The organism is Leucobacter iarius (assembly GCF_039530105.1).
GTDB lineage: Bacteria > Actinomycetota > Actinomycetes > Actinomycetales > Microbacteriaceae > Leucobacter > Leucobacter iarius.
In genome coordinates this window covers 29,687-46,465 of record NZ_BAAAOB010000002.1, presented here as the reverse complement: position 1 = coordinate 46,465, position 16,779 = coordinate 29,687, and the positions used below count along the sequence as shown (strand labels likewise).

Sequence of the window (16,779 nt, the reverse complement as noted above, 5' to 3'; positions counted from 1 at the left end):
CCGGATAGGCGCTCAGCCGCACTTCGACGGTCATCGCGCGGCCGCCGTCCGCTGCCGTGCTCAGCCCGGGGTGCCTCCGATCCTCCTCGAGCACGATCAATCTGACGCCCAGGAGGAGCAGCGCCGCGGCTCCGATCAGCAGCACCCCGAGCACCCGGGCTCCGAGCACCGGGTCCGTCGAGGACCCGGCCCGATTTCGCCGACGTCCGACGACGTGCGCGACCGTGCTCGAGAGGAGCGCCGCCACCACCGAAGCGGCGCTCAGCCAGACGCCGGCACCGGGTACCGCGATGACGGCGGCCGCGACGGCCCAGATGCAGAGCGACGGGGCGAGCACCCGCCAGAGTCCGTCAACGGTGCCCGAACGACGCGCGGCGCTCACCCCACCCGCACGGCGTCGCGGAACCCGTCGAGCGTCTTCTCGCCGATGCCGGGAACCTCGAGCAGGTCATCGACGGACCGGAAACGATCGTTCGCGGTGCGCCAGTCGACGATCCGCTGCGCCAGCGCGGGGCCGATGCGGGGCAGCGCCTCGAGCCCCGTGGCATCCACCTGATTCAGATCGATCTGAGCCGCGCCGCCGGACCCGCCCGCACCGCCGGACGCCGCACCGCCGCCGGCCGAGGGCTCGGCCGCATCGGACCGGTTCGGGATCAGGATCTGCTCACCGTCCTGCACGGCCCTCGCGAGGTTGACGCCCGCGACGACCGCGTCCTCGGTGGGGCCGCCTGCCGCTTCGACCGCGTCCTCGACCCGCGCTCCCGCGGGCATCCGGAATACTCCGGGGTGTTCGACCGCGCCCACGACGTGCACGAAGCGGGGGCCGTCGTCCGACGGCCCGTTCGACGTGCTCCGCTGCGGCGACGTCTCCGCGACACCGCGACCCGCTTCCGCGACACCGCGACCCGCCTCGCCGGCGCTCGGCGCAGCCTCGACCCGATGCGGCCGGAACCAGACGAGCGCGACCGCGACGACCACTGCGATCGTGAACACGGCGATCCCGGCGAGCACCGGGACGCCCAGGGCTCTGCGCATGCGCTCCCGCACCGGGACCACCGGCTGCAGACGCATCGGTTCTGGCGGCGGTTCGGCCGAGAGCCGCGGGCCGAAACGTTCGAGGAGCGCGCGGCGGATCTGGGGGCGATCGAGCGGAGCCGGTGACGAGATGTGGGACATGCGATCGACCGTAGGTGTGTGGGTTCGCGGTCGGACGATTATGCACAGGGATCGGAGTGCTGCGTCTCGGTGGGTGCGTCCACGCGGGTGAGGTGGATCGAATGGCCGGATCGACTGTATTAGTGTAATAATACAACGAGACAACAGGTCGCACGAGAATCCGAGAGCAGGGACACCCATGAGGATCGATGACTCCCGCCCCATCTGGGCGCAGCTCGTCGACGAGGTCCGCCGCCTCATCGCTTCGGGCGAGTGGCCTCCCGGCGGAAAGATCCCCTCCGTCCGCGAACTCGCGCTCGAGTTCGGCGCCAACCCGAACACGGTGCAGAAGGCCCTGGTCGAGATCGACCGCCTCGGACTCACCACCACCGAACGCACGGTCGGCCGGTTCGTGACCACGGACCGCGACGCGGTCGCCGCCGCACGGTCCGCGCTCGCCGAGACCTCGGCGGATCACTTCATCGACGCGATGAGCGGCATCGGGCTCGAGCCCTCCGCCGCCATGGCGCTTCTCGAACAGCGCTGGGCACAGCGCACAGCACACGGAAAGGACGTGCCATGAGCAGCACATCGATCACCCCGGAGCACCCGGCCGTCGAGGTCGAGGGACTCCGCAAGACCTACCACGGGCGCGCTGCGCTCGACGGGCTCTCGCTGCAGCTCGCCTCGGGGCAGATCGTCGGCCTGATGGGCGACAACGGCTCCGGCAAGACCACCCTGCTCAAGATCCTGGCGGGTCTGCTCTCGGAGTGGGAGGGCGAGGTCCGCGTCGAAGGACGCGCGCCGGGCCCGGAGTCGAAGGCGATGGTCTCGTTCCTCCCGGATGCGTCGTTCCTCGCCGACGGCCTCCGCCCGGCGGATGCCATCGCGCAGTACGCGCGGTTCTTCGCCGACTTCGACGAGGCGAAGGCGCGGGAGATGATCGATTTCTTCGCGCTCCCGTGGGATCTCACGCTGAAGGAGATGTCGAAGGGAATGCGCGAGAAGCTGCAGATCTCGCTCGCGATGTCCCGCCGTGCCCGCGTCTACCTGCTCGACGAACCGATCTCGGGCGTCGATCCGGCATCCCGCGATGTGATCCTCCGCGGCATCATCTCCGGCTTCGCCGAGGACTCGCTCATGATCATCTCGACGCACCTGATCCAGGACGTCGAGGCGATCGTCGACTCGGTCGTGTTCCTGCGCGGCGGCCGGATCCTGCTCCAGGGCGCGGCCGATGAACTCCGCGAACAGCATCAGATGGGCCTCGACGCCCTCTTCCGAAAGGTCTACGCATCATGATGTCGGCACTCCTCTCCCAGGAACTCCGCACGAGCCGCCGCATGCTTCTCGGCACGCTCGGCACGATCGTCCTCGTCGCCGCGCTCTCCTTCGCCCTCGCCGGACTCCGCGTCCCGCTGATCGGTCCCGCCGGCCTCGTCGTGGGGATCCTCGCGTCGCTCCTGCTGGTGCCCGCGGCGCTCGCGGTCCTCGCGATCCGCTACTGGCAGTCGATGTACGGGCGCGAGGGCTACTTCACGATGTCGATCCCGGTGCGCGGTCGCAGCCTGTTCTGGGCGAAGACGCTGTACGCGCTCATCGTCGCCGTGGTCGCGGGCGCGATCTCGGCGCTGGGACTCGCCACCGCGATGGTGGTGCTCGGCATCTCGCAGGGGCTCTCGACGGATGCCGCCCTCGACTCGCTCCGCGGGACGCTCGACTCGCTGGGGGCTCCCATGCTCTGGTTCTTCGCCGTCGTCCTGCTCGTGCAGCTGGTATTCGCGGTGCTCTGCGGTGCGGCGATCATGTCGATCGGCGCCGAGGGACGGTTCAACCGGCTCGGGTTCGGCGCTCCGCTACTCGGCTGGGTCGGACTCTACGTGGTCATGCAGGGCGCCGGGCTCGCGGCGATGCTCTTCGTCCCTCTCGGCCTGACCATCGGCGGACCGGATGCCGGCACCCTCGTCGCCCAGGGCATGCTGCAGGAGTTCGTCGACGCGCTCCAGAACCCCGGCGCCGGCGGCCAGCAGCAGGTCGATGTGCTGGGCCTCGGCGTCATCCCCCTGACCATCGCGGTGACGGCCCTGCTGTCGTGGTGGGGTGTGCGGTCGATCGAACGTCGCACCTCGCTGCGCTGAGCCCGCGAACGACGAAGCGGAGCGGAACCGTGCAGGTTCCGCTCCGCTTCGTCGTCCCGGTCGCCGTCGGCGATCGAGGAGGCGCCTAGCTCGCGGGCTTCGTGACGATGCTCACGATCTTGGGCACGCGCACCACGGTGTTGACGATCTCGCGGTCGCCGATCGCGCGCTGCACGGCGGGCGATGCGAGCGCCGCAGCCTCGGCTTCGGCCTCGGTGACGGACGCGGACAGCGTCAGGCGGTCGCGGACCTTGCGATCGACCTGGACCACCATCGTCACCTCGTCCTCGACGAGGAGCGCGGGATCGGCCTGCGGCCACACCGCGAGCGCGACGGTCGGCTCGTGCCCGAGCTTCGCCCACATGTCCTCCGCCGCGTAGGGCGCGAAGATCGACAGGATCATCGCGATCGCCTCGGCGGACTCGCGCACCGCGGGGTCCGCCGCACCGGCACCGGCGTCGATCGCCTTGCGGGTCACGTTGACCTGCTCCATGAGGCGCGCGACGACGACGTTGAACTTGTAGGCCTCGAGGAGCTCGGGAGCATCGGCGAGCAGCTTGTGCGTGGCGCGGCGCAGCACGGCATCGCCCGAGTCGAACGATGCGCCCGCCGGCGAACCGGACTTCTGCACGTCGTCGGCGATGCGCCAGGCGCGCGCCAGGAACTTGGCCGAGCCCTGCACGGACACGTCGGCCCAGTCGATGTCGTCCTCGGGCGGGCCCGCGAACGCCAGCGTGACGCGCAGCGCATCGGCGCCGTGGTCGCGCAGCTCGGACGCGAACTCGACGAGGTTGCCCTTCGACTTCGACATCTTGGCGCCGTCGAGCAGCACCATGCCCTGGTTGAGCATGTCGAGGAAGGGCTCCTCGAAGTCGATGTAGCCGAGATCGTGCAGCACCTTGGTGATGAAGCGCGAGTAGAGCAGGTGCAGGATCGCGTGCTCGACGCCGCCGACGTACTGGTCGACCGGCGCCCACTTCTTGGCCTCGGCCGGGTCGAACGCCTGCGTGTCGTCGTTCGCCGAGAGGAAGCGGAAGTAGTACCAGGAGCTGTCCACGAAGGTGTCCATGGTGTCGGGATCGCGCGTCAGCGTCTCGCCGGTCTCGGTGTCGACGACGGTCGCCCACTCGGTCGCCGCACCGAGCGGCGAGGCGCCCTTCGGCTTGAGGTCCAGGCCCTCGGACGCCGGGAGCTCGACGGGGAGCGCCGACTGCTCGACCGGGCGCATGGATCCGTCGGCCCCGTGCAGGATCGGGATCGGGGTCCCCCAGTAGCGCTGGCGCGAGATGAGCCAGTCGCGCAGGCGGTAGGTCTTGGCTCCGCGACCCGTGCCGCGGGCCTCGAGCACCTCGATGGCCTTCGCGATGGCGTCGGTCTTGCCGAGCCCGTCGAGTTCGCCCGAGTTGATGAGGATCCCGTCGCCGGAAGCCGCGACACCGCTCTCGGCGGGGTCCGCGACGATCTCGCCCTCGGCGTCGCGCACCTCGAGCACGACCCGCACCGGCAGGTCGAACTTGCGCGCGAAGTCGAGGTCGCGCTGGTCGTGCGCCGGCACGGCCATGATCGCGCCGTGACCGTAGTCGGCCAGCACGTAGTCGGCGGCCCACACCGGGATCCGCTCGCCGTTGACCGGGTTGATCGCGAAGTGGTCGAGGAAGACGCCGGTCTTCTCGCGGTCGGCGTTCTGCCGATCAATCTCGCTCTGCTTCTGCGCCTCTTCGAGGTAGGCCTGGAACTGCGTGCGCACCTCGGCCGAGGCCGATGCGGCGAGCTCGGCCGCCAGGTCGGAGTCGGGCGCGACGACCATGAAGGTCGCGCCGTGCAGCGTGTCGGGGCGCGTAGTGAAGACTGGGACCTTCTCGGCCCGGCCCTCGATCTCGAACTCGACCTCGGCACCGACGGATCGGCCGATCCAGTTCCGCTGCATGTTCAGCACCTTGGTCGGCCACTTGCCCTCGAGCTGGTCGAGATCGTCGAGCAGGCGATCCGCGTAGTCGGTGATGCGGAAGTACCACTGGGTGAGCTTCTTCTTCACGACCACGGCGCCGGAGCGCTCGGAGGTGCCGTCGGCCAGCACCTGCTCGTTGGCGAGCACGGTCTGATCCACCGGATCCCAGTTGACCCAGCTCGCCTTGCGGTAGGCCAGGCCCTTCTCGTACATCTTGAGGAACAGCCACTGGTTCCACTTGTAGTACTCGGGGTCGCTCGTGTGCAGCACTCGGCTCCAGTCGAACGACGGCGCGTACAGCCGGAACGAGGCCTTCTGCTGCGCGATGTTCGCGTAGGTCCACTCGCGGGGATCGACACCGCGCTTGATCGCCGCGTTCTCTGCGGGGAGACCGAAGGAGTCCCAACCGATCGGGTGCAGCACGTCGTAGCCGCGACCGCGCCAGTAGCGGGCGAGCACGTCGCCGAAGCAGAACGCCTCGGCGTGCCCCATGTGGAGGTCGCCCGAGGGGTAGGGGAACATGTCGAGCACGTACTTCTTGGGCCGTCCGTCGTCGGAACGACCCGCGGCGAACGGCTCGAGCTGCTCCCACACGGGAAGCCATCGATCCTGAATCGCCCGGAAGTCGTAGCCTTCGGCCTGCTGCTCGGTCACGCGCACCTCGATCTCTTACTCGCACGCACCCGCTCGGCAGCGGGCGCACAAGTCACCAGGATACCGCGCCGAGCGCACGGATCAGCGGCACGGCCTTCAGCTCCTTCTCCGCGCGCTCGCGCTCCGGATCCGAATCCGCGGTGATGCCGCCCCCGGCCCCGACGCGCGCGGTCGCGAAGCGCGACCGACCGCTTTCCGGCTCGGGTGCTCCTCCGCGCAGTTCCGCGCTCCGGATCGTCATCGCGAGCTCGGCGTCGCCCCCGTCTCCGACCCACCCGAAGCACCCCGAGTAGAGGCCCCTCGGCCCCCGTTCGAGCCCGGCGAGGATCTCCACCGCACGGCGCTTCGGCGCCCCCGTCATGGATCCGCCCGGGAAGCAGGATCGGAGCACCTCGGCGATCCCCGACCCCGGCTCGAGGCGACCGCGCACGGTGCTCACGAGCTGGTGCACGTGCGCGTGGGTCTCGACCCGGAGGAAGCCGTCCACGCGGACGCTGCCCGGCCGGCAGACCCGGCTGAGGTCGTTGCGCATGAGATCCACGATCATGAGGTTCTCGGCGCGCTCCTTCGGGTCCCGGGCGAGCTCGGCCGCGAGCTCGGCGTCCCGGGCCGGATCGGGATCCCTCCGCCGCGTCCCCTTGATGGGTCGTGTCGACACGCGGTCCCCACGGATCTCGATGAAGCGTTCGGGACTGGCGCTGACGAGCGCACGATCGCGCGCCGCGACGACGCCGCCGCGGATCGCACCGCCCGCCGCCCGCAGCTCGCGGTAGAGGTCGAGCGCGTCGAAGCTCCCCGCCATCTCGGCGGTGTCCGTGAGGCAGAGCACGTAGGCGTCGCCCGCAGCGATCGCGGAACGGCAGGCCTCGACGTCGGCTCGGTAGTTCGCCGCGGTCCGTCGCCACGCGGGCTCCGCCGGGGGCGCGGTCGACCCGCCCGGTCCGTTCGGGTCGGGCCGCTCGGCGTCCACCCGCGATTCGGCGAACAGACCGGCCCCGAACCGCGTGATCCACGCGTCGAGCGCCTCGTCGCTCTCGCCCCGCAGCTCAGCGGTCTCCCGTTCGTGATCGATCACGAGCACGGTCGAGACGCGCAGGGCGAAGGCGGGAGCCGCGTCGTCGGGAGCCGGCTCGAGGTCGAGCAGCGCCACGCCGAACTCGTACGACAGGGCGACGACCCAGCCGCCGGAGAAGCCGCCGCGTGCCTCCGCGTCGGTCGAGGACCCAAACAGAGCCAGGAACTCCGTCTCCCTGCCGGGCCGGGCTTCGGCTACCCGATCGGCCGCGCCGAGATAGCTCGTCCGGGAGTCCCCCGTGGCGGAGCCGTCGAGCCAGAACCAGGCCGGCTCCGCGGACAGCGCCCGCGCGACCGCCTCGGGATCCCCCGGGTACGGCAGTGCGCGAACCGCACCGCGCGCCGCTTCGACCATGCAGCCAGCGTAGTGTGGACCGGGCCAGGGACTGCGCGAGGAAGGGGCATCGCCGTGACGCATCCGGAGCCCGATCCGCGCGACGAGCTGCTCGTGGCGGATTCCTTCCGCGTACGGGTGAGCGAAGGGCGAGCGGAGGTCCGCGGCCTGGCCCATCACATCTTCAGGTTCTCCCGGTCCACCCATCGAGCGAGCGCCGGTGCGCTCCGGGGCGTCGGCAACTTCCTGGACGAGGCCCGGTTCCGCATCGCCGAGTACGGCGAGGGGTTCCCCCGCTGGGAGCTCTGGCGCAGCGCCGCGGATCGCGGCCTGGATCTGCGACTGTCGCTGCGGCCGCTGCCCGAGCTCCGTACCGCGATCGAGCTGCGCTCCGCACCCGGCGTCGTGCTCGAGCACGCCGACCGCAAGGGCCCGAACATCTCGCGGCTCGCCGAGCTCAATCGGAACCTCGGCGCCGAGGCCCTGCTGCTCGATCCGCAGCGCCGGGCGGTGGAGGGCGCGACCACGTCGCTCCTCTGGTGGGAGGACGGGGTCCTGTTCCGCAGCGGGTCCTCCGCCCGGGTGCCGAGCGTGACCGAACAGCTCATCGACGAAGCCGCGACAGCGTTCGGGATCCCCCGCACCTCCGCGTCGCTCGAGCCGGAGGCGCTCGCCGCGCGCGAGGTCTGGGCGGTCAACGCGCTGCACGGGATCCGCCCGGTGAGCGCCATCGACGGCATCGTGCTGCCCGCCCCGGATCCGCACCGCCTCGCGCGGTTCCGGGAGGCGATCGATGCGAGCCGGCAGGAGGTCGCACCCGCCCGGCTCCGCATAAAGTGATATCTTTTTAATATCACCGCTCGGCGACCGAAGGAGCCCGCCATGACCACCACCCCCGAACCCGTCGGCCACGACGGGATCCGCGTCAACATCGCCGAGCGATCCGCCTGGCACCTCGGCAGCGCAGCCGGCATCACGGCGCTGCTGCTCGCCATCGTCGGCTTCCCGGGCGGGGGTCTCCTGGTCATCGGCGGCGGCGCGCTCCTCGACAGCGGAGACGGCGCAGGCGGGGCGATCCTCGCCCTCGGCCTCGTCGTCATCATCGCGGCCGTGCTCATCTGCACGATGCTCACCATCGTGACGCCCGGCCACACCTCGGTGCGGCAATTCTTCGGGCGCTACGTCGGCACCGTTCGCCGCGACGGCATCAGCCTCGTCGCCCCCTTCACGAGCGGGAAGAAGGTCTCGGTGCGCGTGCACAACTTCGAGACCAACGAGCTGAAGGTCAACGACTCGGACGGCAACCCGGTCAACATCGCGGCGATCGTGGTCTGGCAGGTCGCCGACACCGCCAAGGCGATGTTCGCCGTCGAGAACTACGGCGAGTTCATCGAGACCCAGGCCGAGGCGGCGCTGCGGCACGTCGCGACCACCCACCCCTACGACGAGCCCGGTCCCGGCGAGCAGTCGCTGCGCGGCAGCACCGACCTCGTCTCGGCCGAGCTCGCCGAGGAGGTCGCCGCCCGCGTTGCCATCGCCGGCCTCGAAGTGATCGAGGTGCGCATCTCGTCGCTCGCCTACGCTCCCGAGATCGCGCAGGCGATGCTCCAGCGCCAGCAGGCCAGCGCGGTGATCGCGGCCCGCGAGAAGATCGTCGAGGGCGCCGTCACGATGGTCGAGCAGGCCCTCAGCCGGCTCGAACAGGAGGGCGTCGTGGTGCTCGATGACGAACGGCGCGCGCAGATGGTGTCGAACCTGCTGCTCGTGCTCACGAGCGACCAGCGGGCGACCCCCGTCATCAACGCGGGCTCCCTCTACAGCTGATCATGTCCGAGAGGTCCGATCCGGGAGCGGGCGGCGGCCGATCCGAGGAGTCGTCGCGCCGGCAGAGCGGTGAGCGCAAGCAGTTGCTGCTCCGGCTCGATCCCCGCGTGCACGCGGCCGTCGCGAAGTGGGCGTCCGACGATCTCCGGTCGGTCAACGCGCAGATCGAAGTGCTGCTGCGGCAGGCGCTCGCGGACGCCGGCCGGGACCCCGGAGCGGGCCCGATGCGCGGCCGCGGCCGGCCCCGCGCCGATCAGCGCGGCTGAGAGGCCCGCTGCCGTCGACGTCGCAGGATGAAGAAGGCCGCGACGGCGAGTGCGAGCGCCAGCGCCCCGAACGGCAGCGTCGCTCGGAACTCCTCCGTGAACGCCGTCGAGATCGCGACCGCGAGCATCAGCACCGCCCCGACGACGGCGCCCGCGCGCGACCCGGGTACTCGGTAGGCGAGCTTCTCCCCCGAGGCCGCGATCCGCCGCCGGAACGCGATGTGCGTGACGAAGATCATGAACCAGGTGAACATCGCCCCGAACATCGAGATGGCGAACATCATGGTGAACGCTTCGCCCGGGATCAGCACGTAGATGATCGTCGCGACAGCGATGCCGGCCGTGGAGAGCAGGAGCGCGTTGAGGGGTGCGCCGTTGGGCCGGACCCGCCCGAGCGCCCGAGGCGCCTCCCCCGCACGAGCCAGCGAGAACATCATGCGGGTGGAGATGTAGAGCTGGCTGTTCATGGCCGACAGCGCCGCGATGATGACCACGAAGTTGAGGAGCGAATCCGCATAGGGGATCCCGACGAGCTGCATCACCGTGACGAACGGGCTGCCGCCCTTGAGGATCTCGGACACCGGTGCGATCGACACGATCAGCGACAGGGTCAGGAAGTAGAAGACCACGAGACGGAAGATCGTCGCCTTGAACGCGCGCTTGACGGCCGCCTCGGGCTCCTTCGCCTCGCCCGCGGCGACGGCGATCATCTCGATGCTCAGGTAGCTGAAGATCGAGACGATCACGGCGAACCACATGCCGGTCAGGCCGTTCGGCATGAATCCTTCGCCAGCCGTCCAGTTGTGCAGGCCGTAGCCGCCGTCGCCCGAGAAGAACACGAGCCAGGCGGCGACGATCACGAAGGCGATGATCGCGAACACCTTGATCGCCGAGAACCAGTACTCGAGCGTGCCGAAGTTCTTCACGTTCATCGCGTTCACGCCGATCAGGGCGGCGGAGAAGAGCACGACCCAGATCCAGGGCGGGACACCGGGGAACCAGAGCTGCATGTACTCGCCGACCGCCGTCACCTCGGTGCCGACCGCGAGCACGATGCAGGCCCAGTACATGTAGCGCACGAGGAACCCCGACAGTGGGTTCAGGTAGTGCTCGGCGTACGCGCCGAAGGATCCCGAGGTCGGATGCTTCACGGTCATCTCGGCGAGCACGCCCATGAGCATCAGGGCAATCGCGCCGCCGATCATGTAGCTGATGACCACGCTCGGTCCGGCGAATCCGATCGCGAACTTGCTCCCCAGGAAGAGGCCGGTGCCGATGGCCCCGCCCAGCGCGATCATGCTGAGCTGGCGGGCGCTGAGCGTCTTCTGGAGCCCGATCTCGCGGGTCTGGATGTCGCTGAACTCTTGAGTCATGGTGCTGGTCCGTTCGGTCGTGCGTCGTTGCAGGGCTGGATCAGGAGCGGTCGGCGCTCAGGTGACCGCGCCGCGGGTCTGGAACTCGGGCGCCCGCCAGACCTCCTCGTCGAGCACCCATCGGAGCGTCTCCACCGCGTCCCACACGTCCAGGAAGCCGACGTAGAGCGGGGTGATGCCGAAGCGCAGCACCTCGGGCTCGCGGTAGTCGCCGACGACGCCGTTCGCAATGAGCGCCTGCATGACGGCGTACCCCTCCGGGTGCCGGTAGCTCACGTGACTGCCCCGTCGCTCCGGATCCTCCGGGGTGATGAGCGTCAGATCGTGATGCGCCAGCCGCTGGTCCACGAGGCGCATGAAGAGGGTCGTGAGCGCGAGGGACTTCTCGCGGAGCGCGCGGTCGTCGACGCTCAGCGCGAGATCGACGCCGACCTCGGTCATCGCGAGCGAGACGATCGGCTGGGTCCCGGTGAGGAAGCGGTCGATCCCCGGCGCGGGCTCGAACGCGACGGCCATGTCGAACGGTGACGCATGCCCCCACCAGCCCGAGAGCGGCTGCTCGGCGGCGGCCTGGTGGCGCTCGTGCACCCACACGAACGCCGGCGATCCCGGCCCTCCGTTGAGGTACTTGTAGGTGCAGCCGATCGCGAAGTCCGCGTCCGCTTCGCTCACGCGGACGGGCACCGCGCCGACCGAGTGGCAGAGATCCCAGAGCACCAGAGCACCGGCCTCGTGCGCACGCCGCGTCTCCGCCGCCATGTCCCAGAGCGCCCCCGTGCGGTAGTTCACGTGCGTGAGCAGGAGCACGGCGACATCCTCGCGGAGCGCCTCCGAGAGCGGCAGGTCCTCGTCGACGAGGCGCAGCTCGTAGCCGCGGTCCAGCAGCTTCGCGAGCCCCTCGACCATGTAGAGGTCCGTCGGGAAGTTCTCGCGCTCCGAGACGATGACGCGGCGTTCCGGAGCCGCCTGATCCTGGATCTTCAGCGCGGCGGCGAGCACCTTGAACAGGTTGATCGAGGTCGTGTCGCTCACGACGCATCCGCCGCGCTCGCCGCCGATCAGGCGTCCGATCTTCGCGCCGATCCGCTTCGGCAGTTCGAACCAGTCGTGCGTGTTCCAGCTCGCGATGAGGTCGTGCCCCCACTCGCGCTCGATGACCGCCGCCGCGCGTTCGAGCGCTCCCTTCGGCCTGGCTCCGAGCGAGTTGCCGTCGAGGTACACGAGTCCCTCCGGGAGGAGGAACTCGTCGCGGAGCCCGGCCAGCGGGTCCTGGGCATCGGCCTCCGCGCAGAACGCGCGGGTGATCGGAGTGCGGTCGGTGTCAGTCATGGGGTCCTCTCGGTCGACCGGGATGGGAAGTTCGGGGGGGGTCAGGGGCGCCGGAGCACGGCGCGCACGGGCGATGCGTCGGCGCCGACCAGGCGCAGCGGGAACGCGATGAGCTCGCCGGGACCCTCGGGCGCGAGCGCGAGATCCAGTCCTTCGAGCAGTACGACTTCTGCGGCGATGGCCGCCCGGTGAGCCGCGAGCACGGTGTCCTGCAGTGGATCGAAGGAGTCGAGATCGATCCCGAGCAGTCGGCCTCCCTGTTCGGCGAACCAGCGCACGAACGCGGGGTCGACGCCCGGGCTCTTCGGCATCCAGTCGTTGCCGGGTGCCGCGCGATGCCGTAGCAGCAGGCGTTCGACGGGCGCGGGCGAGACGTCCGCGATCCGCGCGCGGATCGCGGACTCCGGCGCGAATCTGAACGGGTCGCTCGAGCGATCGACCAGCTCGGAGACATCGAGGACCAGGCAGGATCCGATGCAGGCGTCGAGATCGATCGACGCGGCATCGGGGGCGCCCTCGAGCACGTGGGCGGGTGCATCGATGTGCGCACCGACGTGGCCGGTGCTCGTGATGGTCTGCACGGAGACGGAGTCACCCGCGGCGATCGACCAGCGCCGCTGCAGGCGGAACGGGGCGTCGCCGGGCCAGACGGCGGTCGCACCGTCGACTGCGGGGCTGAGGTCGATGATCTGCACGGCTTCCCTCCATCGCGAACGTGCGGTTTCGATCTCAGTCTGTCGAGAACGCGGGATCGGCGCCGATAATCCGGAAATCTTCCAGCCTTCGGTGGATCATCCGGATAGGCTTCAGCATGACCCGCCCATCTGGAGGAGCCCGTGAACACTTTCCCGCTCACCGACACCGACCGCGCGATCCTGTCGGAGCTCGCCGCCGACGGTCGCCTGGCCTACACCGAGCTCGCCGCGCGGGTCGGGCTCCCGGTCTCGACCTGCCATGGCAGGGTCCGAGCACTCGAGGCCGCCGGAGTGATCCGCGGATATCGCGCCGACATCGATCCGGAGGTGACCGGAGCAAGCGTCAACGCGCTGATCCTGCTCCGCGTGCTCAGCCACGAACGCGACGGGATCCCCGCGCTCGCCGAACAGCTGCGCCGGGTGCCCGGGGTGCAGCAGGTCTATCTGATCGGCGGCGACCGGGACTTCGTGCTCCACGTCGCGTGCGCGAGCGTGCCCGCGCTGCGCGATCTGATCGCGCGGCACATCGGATCGAATCCCGCGCTCGCCCAATCCCAGACCCAGATCGTCTTCGACCACTTCCGCGGCCTCAGTCCGGTCTGACCGGCTCAGAGCACGATGCGGCGCGCCCGCACCCCCTCGGGCAGTGCGGTGTGGGTGATCAGGATCGCGGCGCGGTCGTCCGGCAGCGCCCCGAGCAGCTCGGCGAGCAGCGCGTCGGCGACCTCCCGATCGACGCCCGCCGTCGGCTCGTCGAGGATCACGACCGGGAACTCCGCGAGGATCGCCCGGGCCAGCGCGATGCGCTGCGCCTGGCCTCCCGAGACGAGCGCCCCGCGCTCGCCCACTTCCGCGTCGAGCCCGCCGCGCGCACGCGCCCAGTCGCCGAGGCGCACACGATCGAGCACGGCCAGCAGCTCGTCGTCGCTCGCGTCGGGCTTCGCGAACTTCAGGTTCTGCCGGAGATCCGCGTCGAAGAGGTGCGGGGTCTGCTCGCAGAGCCCCACGGCGGCCCGCACCTCCGCCTGAGCGAGGTCGCGCGCCTCCCGCCCGCGGATCGCGTACGAGCCGGAGTAGTCGAGGAACCGTACGAGCGCGGCGGCGAGGGTGCTCTTCCCTGCGCCGCTCTCGCCCGACACCACCAGCGTCTCGCCCGGGTGCAGCGCGAAGCTCACCTCGGAGAACGCGGGTCCGGCGGAGCCCGGGTGCGCGGCGGAGAGGTCGCGGACCTCGAGCAGCGGGACACGCGGATCCGCCTCGGGAACCGCGGGACGATCGCCCGCATCGTCGACGGGGATCTCGGCCGGCAGCGGCGTCTCGATCAGTTCGGCGACCCGCTCGGCGCTCGCCAGTGCGGTGCGTCGCGCCACGAACGCCGTCGGTACGAGCGCGAACACCTCGAACACCGCGGCCGGGACCACGACCGCCGCTGCGAACAGCGGGGCGGAGAGCCCCTGCCCGGTCGCCGGCGCGAGCAGCAGGAGGATCGCGATCGAGGCGATCCCGGAAGCGGCCCCGAGCACGGCCGCGCTGAGCCCGGCGGCCCGGGCCCGGCGCAGCTGCACACGGGACAGCTCGGCCTCGGCCGCGGAGATCCGTTCCCGCTGCCGGTCCAGCGCGCCGAACGCCGCGAGGGCTTCGGCCGCGCGGAAACGCTCCAGCAGCGCGTCCAGCAGGGTCGCGCGCGCGGCGCCCAGCTCGCGATCGCTCTCGGCCGCGATCCTGGAGGACCAGCGGACCGCGAGCACGCCCGCCCCCGCGAGCGCCAGGGCGAGGATCAGGGCGGCGAGCGGCGACACGATCGCGATCGCGATCAGGGAGAGGCCGATGACGATGCTGCTCGTCACGATCGGCTGACGGACGCGGAGCGGAAGGTCCTGCAGCTGGTCGACATCGTCGACGAAGGCACCGAGGACCTCCCCTCGACGTCGATCCTCGATCGCGCCGGGGATCCTGGGGACGAGCCGCTCGTAGGCGTGCACGCGAAGATCGGAGAGCTGTGTGAGCGCCGCCCGGTGGCTGGCGAGCCGCTCCGCATAGCGGAACGCGGCCCGGCCGATCGCGAGAGCGCGCACGCCCACGATCGCGAAGGTGAGGTGCAGGATGGGGGGCTGCTCCCCCGCGCGCACGATCAGCCACATGCTCAGCGCGAGCAGGCCGACCACGCAGGCGTCGGCGAGCACCCCGAGGGCGACCCCGGGTGCGCGCTTCGACCGCTCGGGCAGGGCCAGCGCGATGACCCGCTCGAGCGGAGTCGCATCTCGCTCGAGCGCGACGGAACGGGTCATTCGGCGTCTCCGATCCGGATCACACGGTCCGCCGAGGTGAGCAGCGCCGCCCGGTGGCTGATGACGAGCACCGCGCGCCCGGCTTCCGCCTCGGCGCGGAGCGCTTCGGCGAGCACGGCCTCGTTCTGCGCATCGAGCGCGGAGCTCGGCTCGTCCAGGACGAGGGCGTGCGCGCCGGCCTCGTCGGCGCGGTAGAGCGCGCGGGCGACGGCGACGCGCTGCGCCTGTCCGCCCGACAGGCCGGAGCCGCCCGCGCCCAGCGGGGTCCGGGCATCGAGATCCCCGAGCCCGACCCGCCCGAGCACGCGCTCCGCACGCTCGTCGTCGATCCGGTCGGCACCGAGCGCGAGGTTCTCGGCGACGGTGCCCTGCAGCAGGTCTGGGCGCTGCCCGCTCCAGGCGATCGCACCGGAGTGCGCGGCCGATCCGGTGCTGGGTTCGAGGAACCCGAGGAGCGTCGCGACGAGGCTCGTCTTGCCTGCACCGGACGGCCCCGCGAGCGCCACCACTTCGCCCGGAGCGACCTCGAAGCTCACCGGGCCGACGACGACGCGGTCGCCGCGGTGCACCACCACCTCGTCGAAGCGGATCCCCCGGCCCCCGTGCCCGAGCCCGGCACGGGCATCGGCCGGGGCCCCGCTCGCGCCTCCGGTCGCAGCCGCATCAGCGCTGTGAGCGCTCGGAGCGCCGGGACCGTCGATGAGCGCGAACACGGCACCGACCGCGGCGAGCCCCTCCGCCGAGGCGTGATAGGCCGCGCCGACCTGCCGGATGGGCGCGAAGGTCTCGGGCAGCAGGAGCAGCACGAAGAGGCCGAGCCCGAGCGGGAATCCACCGCTGACGAGCCGGGTGCCGACGGTGACCGCGACCAGCGCGATCGAGAAGGTGCCCGCGAGATCGAGCACGAAGCCCGAGAGGAAGGTGACCCGCAGGACCTGCATGGTACGGGAGCGGTACTCGCCGGTCTCGCGCGCGATGCGCTCGCTCTGCCGCGATTCGCGGCGGAAGATCTTGAGCGTGGGCAGGCCCTCGACCGCGTCGAGGAACGAGCGCGAGAGCCGGTTCAGCTGCGACCACTGGCGATCCTGCACCCGCTGGGTCGCGAGTCCGATGAGGATCATGAAGATCGGGATGACCGGGAACACCACGAGCACGGTGATCCCGCTCACCGGGTCGGCGAGCAGCACCGTGAGCACGAGGATCGGCGTCGCGCACGCCGCGAGGATCAGCTGCGGCAGATAGCCCGAGAAGTAGCCGTCCAGCGCGTCGAGGCCGCGTCCGAGCGACACGGCCCGTTCAGCTTCGGATCGGCCGTCCGTCGCCAGGGGCGACCGCGCGTCGAGCGCGTCGAGGGCAGCGGTGCGGAGCTGGGACTTCGCGAGCACCGCGCCGCGCGCCGCGAGGCGATCCATCGCGAAGCCCGCGCCGGTGCGCACAACCAGCGCGACGCCGGCCGCGAGCAGCAGCATCGGCAGATCGGCGACGGGAGCCGCCCCCTCGGCGACGCGACCGCCCGCCGCGCTCGTCGCCCCTCCCGGGATCCCGAGAGCGGGCAGCGCGACCGCGGTGATCGCCTGGGCCAGGAACCAGCACCAGGCGACCACCGCGAGCGTGCGGACCACGCCGAGGACCGCTCCGATCGCCAGCACGCTGCGGGCGGCCCGCGCCGTCCGCAGCAGCCGGGGATCGAGTGGTTTCATC

General features: G+C 70.9%; 15 protein-coding genes. 7 read left to right on the top strand and 8 right to left on the bottom strand.

Annotation, left to right across the window (positions count from 1 at the left end; all coding sequences use genetic code 11):
* Positions 1 to 378: 378 nt before the first annotated feature.
* On the bottom strand, positions 379 to 1,176 hold the full coding sequence (locus ABD169_RS09435; protein WP_344031761.1) for a helix-hairpin-helix domain-containing protein: 798 nt from the start codon (positions 1,174 to 1,176) through the stop codon (positions 379 to 381).
* A gap of 178 nt (positions 1,177 to 1,354) precedes the next feature.
* Between ABD169_RS09435 and ABD169_RS09430 the strand changes: the two genes are divergently transcribed.
* From ABD169_RS09430 to ABD169_RS09420, 3 genes are read left to right on the top strand one after another with little or no spacing between them, the layout of a single operon-like run.
* Positions 1,355 to 1,738 carry a GntR family transcriptional regulator gene (locus ABD169_RS09430; RefSeq protein ID WP_344031759.1) on the top strand — a complete coding sequence of 128 codons (384 nt, stop codon included), beginning with the start codon at positions 1,355 to 1,357 and terminating at the stop codon, positions 1,736 to 1,738.
* Entirely contained in the window at positions 1,735 to 2,457 is a 723-nt protein-coding gene (locus tag ABD169_RS09425) for an ABC transporter ATP-binding protein (RefSeq protein ID WP_344031756.1), read from the top strand. Before ABD169_RS09430 ends, ABD169_RS09425 begins: the two co-directional genes overlap by 4 nt.
* Positions 2,454 to 3,293 carry a hypothetical protein gene (locus tag ABD169_RS09420; RefSeq protein ID WP_344031754.1) on the top strand — a complete coding sequence of 280 codons (840 nt, stop codon included), beginning with the start codon at positions 2,454 to 2,456 and terminating at the stop codon, positions 3,291 to 3,293. Before ABD169_RS09425 ends, ABD169_RS09420 begins: the two co-directional genes overlap by 4 nt.
* Positions 3,294 to 3,378: 85 nt before the next feature.
* Here ABD169_RS09420 and leuS read toward each other — a convergent pair whose 3' ends face one another.
* On the bottom strand, positions 3,379 to 5,895 hold the full coding sequence (leuS, locus tag ABD169_RS09415) for a leucine--tRNA ligase (RefSeq protein ID WP_344031752.1): 2,517 nt from the start codon (positions 5,893 to 5,895) through the stop codon (positions 3,379 to 3,381).
* A 52-nt stretch (positions 5,896 to 5,947) separates the two neighbouring features.
* Positions 5,948 to 7,324 (bottom strand): anthranilate synthase component I family protein, encoded by a 1,377-nt coding sequence (locus tag ABD169_RS09410; protein ID WP_344031750.1) that lies wholly within the window; start codon positions 7,322 to 7,324, stop codon positions 5,948 to 5,950.
* A 54-nt stretch (positions 7,325 to 7,378) separates the two neighbouring features.
* On the opposite strand from ABD169_RS09410, the gene ABD169_RS09405 reads away from it, so the two are divergent.
* The 3 genes from ABD169_RS09405 to ABD169_RS09395 are packed head-to-tail and all read left to right on the top strand — an operon-like array spanning position 7,379 to position 9,393.
* On the top strand, positions 7,379 to 8,143 hold the full coding sequence (locus tag ABD169_RS09405) for an aminotransferase class IV (RefSeq protein WP_344031748.1): 765 nt from the start codon (positions 7,379 to 7,381) through the stop codon (positions 8,141 to 8,143).
* Positions 8,144 to 8,185: 42 nt separating this feature from the next.
* Entirely contained in the window at positions 8,186 to 9,127 is a 942-nt protein-coding gene (locus tag ABD169_RS09400) for an SPFH domain-containing protein (RefSeq protein WP_344031746.1), read from the top strand.
* Positions 9,128 to 9,129: 2 nt separating this feature from the next.
* Positions 9,130 to 9,393, top strand: a complete 264-nt coding sequence (locus ABD169_RS09395; RefSeq protein ID WP_344031744.1) for a type II toxin-antitoxin system antitoxin — start codon at positions 9,130 to 9,132, stop codon at positions 9,391 to 9,393.
* Here ABD169_RS09395 and ABD169_RS09390 read toward each other — a convergent pair.
* The 3 genes from ABD169_RS09390 to ABD169_RS09380 are packed head-to-tail and all read right to left on the bottom strand — an operon-like array spanning position 9,381 to position 12,790.
* Positions 9,381 to 10,766: an amino acid permease gene (locus ABD169_RS09390; RefSeq protein ID WP_344031742.1), complete on the bottom strand. Its 1,386-nt coding sequence runs from the start codon at positions 10,764 to 10,766 to the stop codon at positions 9,381 to 9,383. The genes ABD169_RS09395 and ABD169_RS09390 overlap by 13 nt on opposite strands.
* 57 nt (positions 10,767 to 10,823) lie before the next feature.
* Positions 10,824 to 12,095: a kynureninase gene (gene kynU / locus ABD169_RS09385; protein WP_344031740.1), complete on the bottom strand. Its 1,272-nt coding sequence runs from the start codon at positions 12,093 to 12,095 to the stop codon at positions 10,824 to 10,826.
* Positions 12,096 to 12,136: 41 nt separating this feature from the next.
* Positions 12,137 to 12,790, bottom strand: a complete 654-nt coding sequence (locus ABD169_RS09380; RefSeq protein ID WP_344031738.1) for a cyclase family protein — start codon at positions 12,788 to 12,790, stop codon at positions 12,137 to 12,139.
* 141 nt (positions 12,791 to 12,931) lie between these two features.
* Between ABD169_RS09380 and ABD169_RS09375 the strand changes: the two genes are divergently transcribed.
* Complete coding sequence (locus ABD169_RS09375) at positions 12,932 to 13,393, top strand: Lrp/AsnC family transcriptional regulator (RefSeq protein ID WP_344031736.1); 462 nt, start codon at positions 12,932 to 12,934, stop codon at positions 13,391 to 13,393.
* Positions 13,394 to 13,398: 5 nt separating this feature from the next.
* Here the strand turns inward: ABD169_RS09375 and cydC are convergent, their stop codons facing one another.
* Both cydC and cydD read right to left on the bottom strand, forming a co-directional pair.
* Complete coding sequence (cydC, locus tag ABD169_RS09370) at positions 13,399 to 15,078, bottom strand: thiol reductant ABC exporter subunit CydC (protein ID WP_344031734.1); 1,680 nt, start codon at positions 15,076 to 15,078, stop codon at positions 13,399 to 13,401.
* Positions 15,075 to 16,778: a thiol reductant ABC exporter subunit CydD gene (cydD, locus tag ABD169_RS09365; protein ID WP_344031732.1), complete on the bottom strand. Its 1,704-nt coding sequence runs from the start codon at positions 16,776 to 16,778 to the stop codon at positions 15,075 to 15,077. The genes cydC and cydD overlap by 4 nt, the downstream gene beginning before the upstream one ends.
* Position 16,779: the final 1 nt, after the last annotated feature.

Bases quoted from the DNA above. Each gene is read 5' to 3' on its own strand.
- ABD169_RS09395 (WP_344031744.1), top strand. From the start codon at position 9,130: ATGTCCGAGAGGTCCGATCCGGGAGCGGGCGGCGGCCGATCCGAGGAG.
- cydC (WP_344031734.1), bottom strand. From the start codon at position 15,078: ATGACCCGTTCCGTCGCGCTCGAGCGAGATGCGACTCCGCTCGAGCGG.
- ABD169_RS09435 (WP_344031761.1), bottom strand. From the start codon at position 1,176: ATGTCCCACATCTCGTCACCGGCTCCGCTCGATCGCCCCCAGATCCGC.
- kynU (WP_344031740.1), bottom strand. From the start codon at position 12,095: ATGACTGACACCGACCGCACTCCGATCACCCGCGCGTTCTGCGCGGAG.
- ABD169_RS09430 (WP_344031759.1), top strand. From the start codon at position 1,355: ATGAGGATCGATGACTCCCGCCCCATCTGGGCGCAGCTCGTCGACGAG.
- ABD169_RS09410 (WP_344031750.1), bottom strand. From the start codon at position 7,324: ATGGTCGAAGCGGCGCGCGGTGCGGTTCGCGCACTGCCGTACCCGGGG.
- ABD169_RS09420 (WP_344031754.1), top strand. From the start codon at position 2,454: ATGATGTCGGCACTCCTCTCCCAGGAACTCCGCACGAGCCGCCGCATG.
- ABD169_RS09425 (WP_344031756.1), top strand. From the start codon at position 1,735: ATGAGCAGCACATCGATCACCCCGGAGCACCCGGCCGTCGAGGTCGAG.
- ABD169_RS09400 (WP_344031746.1), top strand. From the start codon at position 8,186: ATGACCACCACCCCCGAACCCGTCGGCCACGACGGGATCCGCGTCAAC.
- cydD (WP_344031732.1), bottom strand. From the start codon at position 16,778: ATGAAACCACTCGATCCCCGGCTGCTGCGGACGGCGCGGGCCGCCCGC.
- ABD169_RS09390 (WP_344031742.1), bottom strand. From the start codon at position 10,766: ATGACTCAAGAGTTCAGCGACATCCAGACCCGCGAGATCGGGCTCCAG.